The organism is Burkholderia stabilis, assembly GCF_001742165.1.
In the GTDB taxonomy this organism is placed as follows: domain Bacteria; phylum Pseudomonadota; class Gammaproteobacteria; order Burkholderiales; family Burkholderiaceae; genus Burkholderia; species Burkholderia stabilis.
Map to the genome: position 1 here is coordinate 1,102,733 of NZ_CP016444.1, position 13,635 is coordinate 1,116,367.

Here is a 13,635-nt window from a genome sequence, read left to right on the forward strand (position 1 = left end):
CAATGCGAATGGGTCAACGTTGAGCGCTTCCCGGCGCCCATTCCGGTGCATCAGGCGCTCTGCGGGCGCAACGCGGCCAACGATCTCAACCGCGTCAGGTTGTAGGCCGCCATCGTCAGCGTCAGCAGTTGGTCTACTTTCTCCAGGCCGCGAACCATGACCTGTCGCAGCGGCCCGATCGTCTTGCCCCAGCCGAAGCACTGCTCGATGCATTTCCGTTTGCGCTGGCTCAACGCGTAGCCCAGATGCCGGGTGGTGCGTTTGTCGATCGCGCTACCGCCGCTGCGTTTCGTATTCCGCGCCACGTGCGGCGTCACGTTCGCGTCCCGGCAGGCCTTGATGAACCCCCGCGTGTCGTAACCCTTGTCGGCGCCGACCGTGATGCGTCGATCGGCTAGTGCTACGTCCCGCAACATCTCGGCCGCAACGTTGCGTTCAGCCCGACCATTCGCCCGGCTGGCTTGCACATTGACCACCAGACCGTGCCGATTGTCAGTCAGCACATGGCCGAGATAGCTCGGCAGAGCCGGCGCCACATTGCTCTTTCGATACAAACGGCTGTCGCCGTCGCTCTTCGATTCGTGGGTTTCGTTGCTGCGCGTCTCGCCGTGCCAGTTGCCCGGCGGCCGGTCGTCGTCGCTGCCGTCCTTGCGGCGGAGGCTCTTGTGGCTAGCCCAGGCCTGAATCAGCGTGCCATCGACGCTGAAGTGCTCGCCTGACAGCAGGCCCCGTTTCTGCGCCGTTTCCACCGTCGCGTTGAACAACTCCGTCACCGCATCGAATTCGAGCAGCCGGTCACGGTTCTTACTGAAGACCGAGTGATTCCACACCGCATCCTCAATCGACAGGCCCACGAACCATCGAAACAGCAGGTTGTACGAGATCTGTTCAACCAGTTGCCGCTCGCTGCGGATGCTGTACAGCACCTGCAGCAGCATCGCCCGCATCAGCTTCTCCGGCGCGATGCTCGGGCGACCGCCCTTGACGTCCGCCTCGTACATCGCCGAGAACTTCGCGTCCATCTTCGATAGCGCTTCGTTCAACCATGTCCGGATCTGACGCAGCGGATGTGTCTGCGGCACAAATTCCTCCAGCCTCACCGTGCTGAACAATGATTCGTTGTAGCTGTCCGCGCCTCGCATCTGCCTTCGCTTCCTTGATCTCGGGTGACTACATCCTGCAGGATGGGGCGAGGTATTTCAACGACCTGCTAGACTGCGGAGATGCGATCAACTGACGTTGAATTTGAGCGACAAAAAACCGAAAATATTAAAATTATTTACTAAAAAATCAGTCAAAATCGAAGTGACAGCATCGTATTTCCATTTTGCCGGTGTGCTGTTTCTTTCTTGATGATGTAAGAACGAAAGAGGAGGCGCTCCGAGTTCGGATCCTCAAAAATATCTCGTCCATGAAGGGCGTAATCGTTTGGAATCAGAAGTGCCTGGCCTTGTTCTATCACATGGCCCTTTCTTCTTCCGATTTCAAGCGCAATTTCAGTGACGCGTTTGAGCGCTGCTGTCGCTCGCCTGGTTTGCGATTCGTCGAGATCCGAGATCGGGCGAATGTTGTCGAAACTCATGCGAATACGCAGGCGGCCAGCGGGATCGTGATTGAATATGCCGATTCGCCGTACTTGCTCACACGGCCATCTCAGCTTGCCGCCCGAGCGAATTTCGAAGATGTCCTCGTAAAGAATCGCGCGCTCGTCGTCGGAGAGGAGCGACTCGATCTCGTCGGCCGGCGCGAGCAAAGTCTTGGGTACGTTCCCTTTCGCGATGTGCGCGACCAGCGCCAGTGCGGCGGGGCGGCAGTCGTCGGAAGCGAACGTCAGATCATTGTGCATCGACAACAAGTCGGTGCCGCTGCTGGATTCTTTGGAAAACGGGGTCGGGCGAATATCGGTGATATAGCTCTGATTGTATTCGGAATAGCCGGCACACTTTCCTATTGCCTCGCCAATGGAAAGGACCAAAATCTTTGATCTCTCTACGTCGGAAAAGAATGGCACATTCTTCAGAAGCAGGGGTTCGGGGTTTGCCCAGAATGTATCGCTCAAGCGTATCGGAAATTGATCTGCGTAAGCTTCGAGCCTGGAGATGTACCTGCTTTGTATTTGACCCGGGCAATCCTCGTGAACTCGTATTACGAGGGATCGCAGTTTATCGGATTCGTCATCTGATAAATCGATTGTTCTTAACGATACACCCATGGCATGACCTCTCTCGCGATCAGCTTTAAATCATATTAATGTCGACTGATTTGTATAATCAGATAATTGGCTTCGTGATAATGGGTTGACGTGAATTTCCTGTCAAACAAGATATGGGAATATGTATATGAGGCGTGAGACTCGCGAAGTATTTTCCATCTTTAGGGAAACGCTGATTTATTCGGCTCGGCGGTCATCGCAGACGTAGCCGAGGACGTTTAGAAGACAGCTCACGGAACGGACCCACGACGATGAAGAGGCAGATCGGCTTCGCGGAAGCGGAAATTGCAGGCAAGAAGCGAGTGACGAGGCGCCAACGCTTCCTGGAAGAGATGGAGAAGGTCGTTCCGTGGCAGCGCTTGCTGTCGGCCATCGAACCGCACTATCCGAAGGGCACGCGAGGTCGCCCGCCGATTGGCCTTGAGCGGATGCTGCGAATCTACTTCGTGCAACAGTGGTACGGACTGTCGGACGAAGGACTGGAAGACGCGCTGTATGACAGCATCACGCTGCGAGCCTTCGCCGGCATCGATCTGGCGATCGAGAACGTGCCTGATGCAACCACGCTGTTGAAGTTCCGGCGCCTGCTGATCGAACACGAACTGACACGGAAGTTGTTCGACGAGATTGGCATCTCGCTGTGCGAGCGTGGGCTGATGATGAAGGAAGGCACGCTGGTTGACGCGACGATCATTGAAGCGCCGCCGTCGACCAAGAATGCCGGGAAGAGCCGTGACCCGGAAATGCATCAAACGAAGAAGGGCAACGAATGGCACTTTGGCATGAAAGCCCACATTGGCGTCGACGCCGACTCGGGCCTGATTCACAGTGTGGTTGGCACGGCGGCCAACGTGTCGGATGTATCGCAAGCTCATGCCCTGCTGCACGGGCATGAAGAGCAGGTGTTCGCCGACGCGGGCTACATTGGCGTCGACAAGCGCGAGGAAATGGCGGGCAAGGCCGTGAAGTGGCACGTCGCTGCCAGGCGGGGAAAGATCAAGGCGATGCAAGAAGGAGCGCTGAAGGACCTGGTGATCGCGCTCGAGCGAACCAAGGCGCAGATCCGTTCGCGGGTTGAGCATCCGTTTCATATCGTCAAGAATCTGTTTCAGCATCGCAAGACCCGATACAAGGGCTTGGCCAAGAACACCGCGCAACTGTTCAGCCTGTTCGCTCTGGCGAATCTGGTGATTGCGCGAAATCTGTTGCGATCGGTCCATGGGAGCAGTCCGTCATGCGTATGAAAAATGCGAGCAGGGGAGGCTCGCTTACGCGCCAAATTCACTGAATTGAGCGCCGATTCGCTTCGTCATCCAGAAAATTTGAAGCCATCTCGCCTGCAACTTCGGAAGTTGGTCCATTGATCAGCGTTTCCTTAGTGCCATTCCACTTCGATATATTCAATGCGACCCACGCGAGGCTGGCGGAATCGCCGTTGTTGCGGCGAGTTCATATGGAGGGGATTTCGTTTTCGAAACCATGACGTCGCACCCGGGGCGATGCGCAGTGAAGGGGCAATCTTCACTGACGATGGCAACTACGTGGGGGGCCGCACATCGAGCAGCCGGAACGAGCGCAATACAAAAGCGACGACATGGATCCGCACGGCGATGCCGGAGGCTGGCTCGACGCGCGGCAGCTACCTCCCGTTGTGCAAAGACGATCAGGTGCTACCGGGCTTCGCGAACGGCGATTGCGATCGCCAGTATTGTCTACGTGTTCGGTAAGCGGACACCCTGAGGCATATTCGAAACCCGTGAATCTGCTTCTGCTGTCCAGCGGGTGCACGAAGCGCGTTCCCGGGTCGCCGCGACCTGGGCGCACGCCTCGTGCTTTTGAGTCGCATTGCGATGATAGCGGCAGCCCATGAACAGGTTCTCAACCTGCCCCTCGACCGAGGTGAACTGCCGGCTCTGGCGCGCTGAATTGAAACGCCGCATCACCTTCTCTCGCACCCGCGCCTGTTCGCGCGAATTCTCCGCCTGGTTGTTCAGCCTCTTGTGCTGCTGGTGCTCCACGTTCTTCAGTTCGATTTCGTCGTTGGCCGCCTTGTAGCTGAAAAGCTTGACGGTCACGTCTCAACGCGCTGGTTCCCTGCGATGCCAGTGAGGATAGAGACCGTCTGCAGTCGCCACACAGGTGCTCCAGGTCGACACCGGGTTCTCGTCTGATCGTGCATCAGGGTGACGGCGCGGATCTCGCTGACGCTTTGTCCTGGTGACAATTCCTGTAAAGGAAATTCCAGTAAAGCGCAAAATACCAAACAAGATTAACTTATATCAAAGGAAACGCTGATCAATGGACCAACTTCCGAAGTTGCAGGCGAGATGGCTTCAAATTTTCTGGATGACGAAGCGAATCGGCGCTCAATTCAGTGAATTTGGCGCGTAAGCGAGCCTCCCCTGCTCGCATTTTTCATACGCATGACGGACTGCTCCCATGGACCGATCGCAACAGATTTCGCGCAATCACCAGATTCGCCAGAGCGAACAGGCTGAACAGTTGCGCGGTGTTCTTGGCCAAGCCCTTGTATCGGGTCTTGCGATGCTGAAACAGATTCTTGACGATATGAAACGGATGCTCAACCCGCGAACGGATCTGCGCCTTGGTTCGCTCGAGCGCGATCACCAGGTCCTTCAGCGCTCCTTCTTGCATCGCCTTGATCTTTCCCCGCCTGGCAGCGACGTGCCACTTCACGGCCTTGCCCGCCATTTCCTCGCGCTTGTCGACGCCAATGTAGCCCGCGTCGGCGAACACCTGCTCTTCATGCCCGTGCAGCAGGGCATGAGCTTGCGATACATCCGACACGTTGGCCGCCGTGCCAACCACACTGTGAATCAGGCCCGAGTCGGCGTCGACGCCAATGTGGGCTTTCATGCCAAAGTGCCATTCGTTGCCCTTCTTCGTTTGATGCATTTCCGGGTCACGGCTCTTCCCGGCATTCTTGGTCGACGGCGGCGCTTCAATGATCGTCGCGTCAACCAGCGTGCCTTCCTTCATCATCAGCCCACGCTCGCACAGCGAGATGCCAATCTCGTCGAACAACTTCCGTGTCAGTTCGTGTTCGATCAGCAGGCGCCGGAACTTCAACAGCGTGGTTGCATCAGGCACGTTCTCGATCGCCAGATCGATGCCGGCGAAGGCTCGCAGCGTGATGCTGTCATACAGCGCGTCTTCCAGTCCTTCGTCCGACAGTCCGTACCACTGTTGCACGAAGTAGATTCGCAGCATCCGCTCAAGGCCAATCGGCGGGCGACCTCGCGTGCCCTTCGGATAGTGCGGTTCGATGGCCGACAGCAAGCGCTGCCACGGAACGACCTTCTCCATCTCTTCCAGGAAGCGTTGGCGCCTCGTCACTCGCTTCTTGCCTGCAATTTCCGCTTCCGCGAAGCCGATCTGCCTCTTCATCGTCGTGGGTCCGTTCCGTGAGCTGTCTTCTAAACGTCCTCGGCTACGTCTGCGATGACCGCCGAGCCGAATAAATCAGCGTTTCCCAAACAAATTTTGACGACAATTTATGTTCCTGATATGTTTTTACACCTGCTGAGCGCGATCCGGCTGCATTGCCGATCGGCGAAACGGTCCACGCAATTCGTCAGCGGCTGAACTGGGTGCTCAATCCGCTTGCAATGGAAGCCGGTATTTACAGACCGGATTTTGTCGCAGGTCGAGCGTGGTCCGCTTTCGTCGTCGCCGACCTCGCTCACGCGTATTGCGCAGGCGTTGGGCGTGACGATGCAGTACTTCTTCGAAATGCCATCGGGGGAACGTTCGGCTTGGCGCGGTGATCAGCTCGAATTTTTCGGCTTTGCGGATTCGGCGTATCTGTTCGCCCGGATCGCGAATAGGACGGGAACACGGCGATTCGAATGAATCCTCTTGTGCACGTTTACGGGCAAGACGCGTCCCGGAAGCCGCCACGCAGGAGCGGGTTCCTGTACGTGATCGACGGTGAGGTTTCGCTGGAGCTGGAAGACAAGGTGTTTGTGCTGCAAACAGGCGATTCGGCACATGATCAATCGGCGGCGCCGTAAGGCTGGAGCAACAACGGGGGCAAGGGAGTAGGTTTCGTCCAGGCAAGGACGCCGCGCTTGTTCTAATCGGTGGAGTGCCGGACAGGTCGAGATGTATGGCGCTTCCCGGCGCAACATTACGAGTATCGCGAAATAATTTAATTCAATATGCCGATTTTGTGAATATGACGTCAGTCGTTGCGGCCGAGACGACACGCAGGTCGTGTGCCGCCATCTGCATTCGAATACAACGTAACCCGTTCAATCAATCCAAAAACCACTCCTGACAGTGAAATACAGATGAAATACAAAAAAATCAACGTCAGCGTTATCGCTGTTGCCGCTTTCGCAGCATCTTCGGCAGCAATGGCACAGTCGTCGATCACCCTGTACGGCATGCTCGATGCGGGTATCGGCTACACCTCCAACATCAATGGCCACGAGAGGTTCGGTCTCGATGGCGGTGCCACAGGGTCGAACAAGTGGGGTCTCAAGGGGGAGGAAGACCTCGGTGGCGGCCTCAAGGCTGTATTCAAGATCGAAAATGGTTTCAACATTGCGACCGGTGGCATTGGCGGCCAGGGGCCCATTGGTTCCACGCGTTCGCTGTTCAACCGCCAGGCCTACGTAGGCGTTACCTCCGATCGGTACGGTACCCTTCGCATGGGGCGCCAGCTCGACGCCGTGACGGAAATGGTTCAAGGCCTGACGGGCGACGCCATTTCGGCATCGACATTCTCGACCCCGGGCGACGTGGACAACAACGACAACACGACGAATCAAAACAACGCCGTGAAGTACATTTCGCCGATCATCAACGGTTTCCAGGCTGAAGGCGCGTACTCGTTCGGCGGTGTTGCCGGTGCCATGGGCTCGGGTCAATCGTGGTCGGTGGCGGCGAACTATGCTCAAGGTGGCCTGACGGTCGCCGGTGGCTACTTCCGTGCCGCAAACCAGGGTGAGAACGGGTGGTTGAACGCCACGGCACAACCGAATTTCGGCGCCACGCTGGGCTATCCGAGTTCGGGTTACAGCGGCGGCAATGCGTTCAAGAGCGCGGGCATCGCTCAAATCGCGGCTCAATACCAGATTGGTCCGTACACGGCTGGCGTGCGCTACTCGAACGCTCAGTATCAAGGCAACGATGGCCAGCCGTCGATTCACTTCAACGTGGTGGGTGCCCTCCTGCAGTACCAGGTCACCCCGGCGTTGTCGCTGGCCACCGGATACACGTATGTCTACGGTTCCGCAGCCACGCCCAAGCAAGCTGCCGAAGGCCGCACGATGGCTTCGATCAACCAGGTGTCGCTGGGGGCTACGTACGCACTGTCGAAGCGCACCGCGCTATACGCGGTGGGTGCCTACGCCCATGCTCTGGGCGCTCAGGCTTCGGTTGCCGACTTTGGTAATACCGCATCGGGCGGTAACCAGGTTCAAGTCAACGTCGGCATGCGACACAGCTTCTAATCGCAGGCCCGGAAGCCCGGAGTAGTGGATGCATTGCTCCGGCAAAGAAGAATGCCGCTGGTGGTTGACTGATGATGAGGCTAGCCCAATTTCCGCCTCGGTCTTAGTTGGAAAATTCCGACTCTTGAGGCTAGGCTCTGGATTCCGCGCCGGCAACGACCGCCCAAGGTCTACCGGCCGCGAGCGCGCCGGGCGTGCCTGGGCGAACTGATCCAGATCGATGGCAGCGACCATCGGTGGTTCGAGGAGCGGGCGCCGGCCTGCACGCTGCTGGTGTACGTCGACGATGCGACGAGCCGGCTGATGATGCTGCACTTCACGCAAACTGAATCGACAAGGCCGTCGTAGGTGCGGCTACGATTCCGATCCGCATCGTCAGCGATCGCGCGACGCCGCCCCGAACATGGCAGCGGCTTAGGCTACTTCCGCTGGTTGGTTGAACGGGCTCCCTCGTGGCTCTACAGCTTCCTCCACCTTCGTATTCGCGTCGATCGTCACGCTGACATCCACGAGGTAATCTCGAAACCCGGTTGCTCCCTCTTCTGCTGGTGTACGGAGCTGGCACTCCAGACGCCGCCTAAGTGGCGGCGCAATGCCTTCGAGTCGTGAATGCGGACGTCAGAGCGCCACCGCCCGCTGGAGCGTTGGAATGCCATTTTTGAGCGATAGTGCAGGCTTCTCGATCAGGTGCCACGACAGCCACGCACACACGAGCGTAATAACGGTTGTCAATGCAAGATAAGCGATGAATGGCAGGCTGTGTCCGAAACACCAGGCAAGCGTCTGTTGCACGATGAACGCATAGATATAGACACCGTAGGAAAGATCGCCGAATCGGCCGAAGCGACGGAGATACGCCGTAGACGCTTCTCCGAAAATCACGACGATCGGGGCGACGAGCAGCAATACGCCCAGGAGTGTCTGTCCGGCGAAATACGTCAACGTGCCAGTGAGCGCGGCCAGCACGACTGCTGTGTGGCGCCGCATTTGCCATTTATCGCGGTACAGCCACATCAGCGATCCAACACAAAAATAGAGACCGAAATCCGTGCTGTAAGCCCTGACAGGATTAATTTCGGCTTTATATACAGCGAAGTGATGAATGGCAAGCAGGACTGCCGCAATGAGTACGATCTGGCGCCTGCGCATCAGCGTCAGTGCACCGCCGATGACGAGATACAGGTACCAGCGAACTTCGAGCGGTATCGTCCACGTCGATCCGTTGACGGCGTCGGGATACGGATTGTGTTCGAAGACGCCGGGCAAAGTGAACGTCATCCTCAAACGAAGATTGTTCAAGTAGCTCAATAGCGACGGGTGTTGGAAATATTCCGCAGCCGGTAGCTGCGACACGAGCGGCCCCAAGACGAAAGCCGCAAGCATGGTGGCGACAAAAAGTCCAGGCCAGATTCTCACGAAGCGCTTCATCGCGAAACGAAGAATGTGCGGATCGCGTTCCCAGCTTTGCGTCACAAGATAGCCGCTAATGGTGAAAAAAACCGCGACGCCGATTGACCCGAATGAGAATCCATTTCCGAACCCCGGCTCTGGCAGCCCCAACAAGGCATGTTGGTGAGAGTACAGCACCATGAACGCCGCAAATAGTCTCAAGAAGTCGAAGTTGTTCGAGTGCTTCATTACAATGCCATCGGGTTGCGAGTAATCTATTGTAACAATGTTAAATCGTGAGCCAGATGGCGTCTGTGGCCATGTCCCAGCCGCTGCTCATCAGAAAGCGGGTCCATCAGAACGTTGTAGATCCGGCGGGCCGCACGCGTAATCGCCTCGGCGCAGATGCGCTCGATGACGTCGGCTCCAGGTAGCAGGATTGCCTGTCGACGCAAATGTTCGATCAGCGCGTGCGCGAGTACGATGCCCTTGTCGGTCTGCATCGCCAAATCGACGAGTGACCGCACGGCCGAGCGGTAGTTGGCGACAGCAAGAGGACGGGCCTGCAGACCCGACTGCAGTTCGATCACGTGTTCGCGATGGGTCTGGTCCCGCTGCCCATAAGCTTCCCACTGGTCCAGGGTGATTTCAGCGCCGGCGCGAAGTTGTCGTCGCGGGCACGAACACGTGCCCTGTCCCAACGGCCCCAGACGCCATCACTCATCAACCTATTCCGAACAACCGCCGATATCCGCGCCGCGATCGACATGAAACCGACGTTCCATGTCGATCTGCTCCCTGGCCACCGGGCGGTTACCCCCGCCGCGATTCAGATCACGGTCTCGATCCCGTGGAAGTTCTCATAGAAATCGAGCGGGACGCACTGCCCCGCCGACGGCGTAAACGGCTGGTTCAGCCATTGAGAAATCAACGCTGCCTGGCGTGCTGTGCCGGCCCAGCGAAGGCCCACCAGCGTCGTCCGCTCATCCGGCCGGATCGTATAACGACGGGACTGGTTGCCGCGCAGCACGTCGAGCGTCACATCGGCGCCCTGCCGGACGGCGCCGTTCAGCGCTTCCAGCGAGAACGGGTAGCCGTCGACGGCGACGATCGTGTCCTCGGCCGCGAGCCCGCTGCGGCTGGCCGGGCTGCCATCGAGGACGCTGTAGACGGCAGGGCCGGTATCGCTCGCGAGAATCACGCCGCAATACGGCACCTGCCCTTCGCTGACGTCGAAACCGAGCGCGCGCAGCCTGTCGGGCAGCGTGAGCCTCGCCGGCTCGACGGCCTGCGTTCTCAGGTGGTGGCCGAGGCCGGCCCGGTAGCGCTCGAAGAAATTACAGATGTCGTCGAGTGTGTACCCCGCGCCCACGCCCGCGAAGGCCTCGTAGAACGCGGCAAACACGGTGTCGAGCGATTGCGCGCCGTCGGTGTCGAGACGCAGCGTCGCATCGAGTTCGAATGCGATCACCATGCCGGCGTCGTAGTAGTCGATCGCACTGTTGGCGCGGCCCGGATATTTGTCGTGATTGAGGTAGGACGCCGCCGACGCGTCGGCCGGACTCACATGGCGATAGGCCGGCAGCGCGCTCAGGTGCGTGTAGTAGCCGGTCACCACGCTCAGGAACTGCGCCGGCGTATAGACGGCAGTGCGTGTGCAGGACAGGAATTCGTAATAGCGCGTGAAGCCCTCCGCGACCCACAGGCACTCGCTGAAACAACCGCGTTCGAATTCGAGGTGGCCGAGCGGCGCCGGCCGCAGGCGGCGGACGTTCCACGCATGAAACAGCTCATGCACGCAGACCCGTACGCTGACGTTGTACTGATCGGCGTCGTAGAAAGTCGACGGATCGAGCCCGACCATGGTGCTCGTCAGATGCTCGAGCCCCCACGCGTCGTTCGGATTGAACGACAGCACGTACGTATAGTCCTCGAACGGGAAGCCGCCGAAGATGTCGTGATACACGCCGGCAATCCTGCACAGATCGTCGACGAACCTGCCGACGTTCGCGTCGAACCCCTGCGCGCGCGTCAGGAACACGTGATGGAACGGTGTGCCGCGCACTTCGCGCGTGATCGTGTCGAAGTGCCCGAACGAGACGGGCGTATCAACCAGGCGCGCATAGCTGTCGTATTCCCAGGTCCGCTCCGGCATCGCCGTTGCGCCCGACGGATGATGGATCGCCCAGCCGTCGGGCACGTGATAGCGCACCGTGCAGCGGCCGTCGTGCGCGGTCACCCGCAGATACCGCGTGCCGAGCAGCACGCCGTTCAGGTCGCCGAGCACGCCGCACTCCTCGCTCATCTCGACCGAGGCGGCCGCGGCGCGATAGCGGACCGTCACCCTGCCCTCCGATGCGCTGCGTGCCGGCACCTCGACCGCGTAGGCGGGCCAGCCGCGGCGGTGCACGTCGAGCGCCGCGCCGGTTGCCCCGTCGGTCGCACGAACGTCGAACACGTCGCGGCCGAACGGCTCGAAATCGTAATCGCCCGGCACCCAGGTCGGCGTCGCCAGCACCAGCTCGCCGGGCGGTACGCCGTCGATCGTGAGCTCGACGGCCAGTTCGTGGCGTGCCGGATCAAGCGTGACGTCGTAGTGCACGTTCATTGCGCGACCTCGTTCGAGATGGCCGACTCCGAAGCTTGCCGGGCGCCGCAAGGATCGACCGCGTTGAGCGAGTTGCCGGTGCTGTACCAGAAGGTGTTGCCCACCGCCAGCGGCACCGCTGCGCCGGCGAGGCCCTGGAACTGCACCGTATGCGCGCCCGGCGTGACGGGCGGCGTACAGCCGATCGGCGTGCTCGGCTGCGGGAAGCTCACCAGCACGCCGGCTTGCAACTGCGTGACGTCGAGCCATTCGGGCACGGCCGGCAGCGTCAACAGGTGCTGGAAGTCCGGATCGACCGCGATGTAGTGATCGAGGTGCGCCTCCTTGCCGTCACCGAACAGCACGTAGGTCAGATTCGCCGGACGCGGAATGTTCTGGTCGAACGCACGGTACACGACGACGCGCTCGACGAACACGGTCGCCTCGCCGACGATCTGCGTACCCGGCGTGCCGCCGCCTTCGTTCGAATAATCGCGGTAGATCGCGGCGACGTACTGCCGGACCTGACCGCACGCAACCTGCGGCAGCGTGAACGAATCGCGCTCGAGATTGGTCAGGTTGTACGGGGAGCCGGGGTGCTGCGCCTTGTCCGCGAGATACGTCGACATCGACGCCGGGTCGAGTCGGGCCTGCAGCGTCATCTGATAGAGATGGTCTTCCATGCCGAACATCGGCATATGGCACAGATACAGCGTGGTCGTGCCGAGCATGAACATCCCGTGCGTATTGGGCGTGTCCTTGATCGGCCACGGCTTGGCGTTATCGTTCATGGCTGAGTCTCCGTTGCGTGAAGGACGCCGGCGGGCGTCGTCGTGTCGCGATGGCGTCGGTGGAGCCAGAACGGCGCATTGGCCCATCGACGTTCCTGGTCGTAAAAATCGTCGCGCATCCGCGTGTAGTCGGCGAACCGTTCGCCGATCCGCTGCTCGTGCCTCGCCGCGATCGCGCGGCCGTCCCGATCGCCGGCGATCTCGCGCGCAGCGGCCACCCCGTCTAGCATCGCCTTGATCACGCCTTGCGACGAGAGCGGATCGAAGCTCGCCGCCGCGTCGCCGATCGCCAGCCAGCGCGGCCCCGCGCATCGGCTCAGGCGTGCCGAGCGCGCCTGGCGGACCGTCAGCGTGGAAGGTGCATCCCGCACGCCGTCACCGAGCGCGGCTGCGACATGCCGCGTACCGCGCAGGCACGCATGCCACGACGCCGGCTGTTGAAGCGCGTGCCGGCACAGCATCTGCGCATCGGTTGCGACGACCACGATCGCCTCGTCGGGCGCGAAGCGCGCCGCGTACCACCAGCCGTATTCGACGGCTTCGAGCAACGAGCGCTGCCCGAGCCCGCTGTCGGCGTCGAGCGGCACGCAGGCCGATACGCAGACCAGCCGGTCGCCGTCGAGCTGCTCGGCGCCCATCGCGCGCGCGACGCAGGCGGCATGGCCGCTGGCATCGACGACGAACGCCGCATCGAAGCATTCCGTATCACCGCCGGGCAGCGCGAGCTGCAGCCGCACGCCGTTGCCGGTCGCGCTGCAATGCTCGACGCGGCCGGTTTTCCACTGTACGCCGGCGCGGATCGCGCAATCGCGCAGCAGCGCGTCGAAGCGTCGGCGCTCGACGTGCCAGCCGAAGCCGTGCGGGTTGAACAGGAAGTCGTTGTAGCCGAGCGCGTCGGCGCCCCACGACGACGCGCTGCCGCAACACGGATCGAAACCCTGCGCATCGAACGCGGGCTGCAGGCCCAGCGCCGCGAACACGAGCCGGATGTCGGGCGGCAGGCTTTCGCCGAAGCGCGGCCGGCGCGCGCCCGCCTCGCGCGCGCCGCCGGAATCGTCACGGCCGGCCGCATCGATCAGCAGCACCGGCCCCGCGCCGGCTTGCATCAGGGCGATCGCCGCCGCGCATCCGGCGGGGCCGGCGCCGACGATCGCGATGCCGTGACCTTGCGTCATC

11 protein-coding genes and 4 pseudogenes are annotated in these 13,635 nt (G+C 60.4%); 6 read left to right on the plus strand and 9 right to left on the minus strand.

Going from position 1 to position 13,635, the window contains the following annotated elements; genetic code table 11:
• Positions 1–50 precede the first annotated feature (50 nt).
• Together BBJ41_RS37390 and BBJ41_RS37395 are read right to left on the minus strand one after the other, a co-directional pair.
• Positions 51–1,142, minus strand: a complete 1,092-nt coding sequence (locus tag BBJ41_RS37390) for an IS5 family transposase (protein WP_069746659.1) — start codon at positions 1,140–1,142, stop codon at positions 51–53.
• A gap of 152 nt (positions 1,143–1,294) precedes the next feature.
• The gene (locus BBJ41_RS37395) at positions 1,295–2,059 is read right to left on the minus strand and encodes a TauD/TfdA family dioxygenase (RefSeq protein ID WP_069751276.1); all 765 of its coding nucleotides are present in this window, start codon (positions 2,057–2,059) and stop codon (positions 1,295–1,297) included.
• A 404-nt stretch (positions 2,060–2,463) separates the two neighbouring features.
• Here BBJ41_RS37395 and BBJ41_RS37400 point away from each other — a divergent pair, with 404 nt between their 5' ends.
• A complete protein-coding gene (locus BBJ41_RS37400) occupies positions 2,464–3,456 on the plus strand; it encodes an IS5-like element ISBmu2 family transposase (protein WP_006412423.1) in 993 nt (330 codons plus the stop codon).
• 255 nt (positions 3,457–3,711) lie between these two features.
• Complete coding sequence (locus BBJ41_RS41815; RefSeq protein ID WP_418222327.1) at positions 3,712–3,939, plus strand: phage baseplate assembly protein V; 228 nt, start codon at positions 3,712–3,714, stop codon at positions 3,937–3,939.
• Here the strand turns inward: BBJ41_RS41815 and BBJ41_RS37405 are convergent.
• On the minus strand, positions 3,925–4,287 hold the full coding sequence (locus BBJ41_RS37405) for a hypothetical protein (protein WP_069751277.1): 363 nt from the start codon (positions 4,285–4,287) through the stop codon (positions 3,925–3,927). The genes BBJ41_RS41815 and BBJ41_RS37405 overlap by 15 nt on opposite strands.
• A gap of 340 nt (positions 4,288–4,627) precedes the next feature.
• Entirely contained in the window at positions 4,628–5,620 is a 993-nt protein-coding gene (locus tag BBJ41_RS37410; RefSeq protein ID WP_006412423.1) for an IS5-like element ISBmu2 family transposase, read from the minus strand.
• Positions 5,621–5,802: 182 nt separating this feature from the next.
• Here BBJ41_RS37410 and BBJ41_RS42170 point away from each other — a divergent pair.
• The 4 genes and pseudogenes from BBJ41_RS42170 to BBJ41_RS41825 all read left to right on the plus strand — a co-directional run.
• Positions 5,803–6,312 (plus strand): annotated as a pseudogene (locus BBJ41_RS42170) (helix-turn-helix domain-containing protein).
• 213 nt (positions 6,313–6,525) lie between these two features.
• Positions 6,526–7,692, plus strand: a complete 1,167-nt coding sequence (locus BBJ41_RS37420; RefSeq protein ID WP_069751279.1) for a porin — start codon at positions 6,526–6,528, stop codon at positions 7,690–7,692.
• 123 nt (positions 7,693–7,815) lie between these two features.
• Positions 7,816–8,028 (plus strand): annotated as a pseudogene (locus tag BBJ41_RS41820) (ISNCY family transposase); the annotation flags it as partial.
• Between the two features lie 15 nt (positions 8,029–8,043).
• Positions 8,044–8,301, plus strand: a pseudogene (locus tag BBJ41_RS41825) (hypothetical protein); the annotation flags it as partial.
• Between the two features lie 9 nt (positions 8,302–8,310).
• Here BBJ41_RS41825 and BBJ41_RS37425 read toward each other — a convergent pair.
• The 5 genes and pseudogenes from BBJ41_RS37425 to BBJ41_RS37445 all read right to left on the minus strand — a co-directional run bounded on the left by BBJ41_RS37425 (position 8,311) and on the right by BBJ41_RS37445 (position 13,634).
• Complete coding sequence (locus BBJ41_RS37425) at positions 8,311–9,330, minus strand: acyltransferase family protein (RefSeq protein WP_069751280.1); 1,020 nt, start codon at positions 9,328–9,330, stop codon at positions 8,311–8,313.
• A 53-nt stretch (positions 9,331–9,383) separates the two neighbouring features.
• Positions 9,384–9,749: pseudogene (locus tag BBJ41_RS37430) on the minus strand (DUF4158 domain-containing protein); the annotation flags it as partial.
• Positions 9,750–9,910: 161 nt separating this feature from the next.
• Positions 9,911–11,689, minus strand: coding sequence for a M61 family metallopeptidase (locus tag BBJ41_RS37435; RefSeq protein ID WP_069751282.1), 1,779 nt, complete (start codon positions 11,687–11,689; stop codon positions 9,911–9,913).
• The gene (locus tag BBJ41_RS37440) at positions 11,686–12,459 is read right to left on the minus strand and encodes a hypothetical protein (protein ID WP_156815008.1); all 774 of its coding nucleotides are present in this window, start codon (positions 12,457–12,459) and stop codon (positions 11,686–11,688) included. Before BBJ41_RS37440 ends, BBJ41_RS37435 begins: the two co-directional genes overlap by 4 nt.
• Positions 12,456–13,634, minus strand: a complete 1,179-nt coding sequence (locus BBJ41_RS37445) for an NAD(P)/FAD-dependent oxidoreductase (RefSeq protein ID WP_069751283.1) — start codon at positions 13,632–13,634, stop codon at positions 12,456–12,458. Before BBJ41_RS37445 ends, BBJ41_RS37440 begins: the two co-directional genes overlap by 4 nt.
• Position 13,635 lies beyond the last annotated feature (1 nt).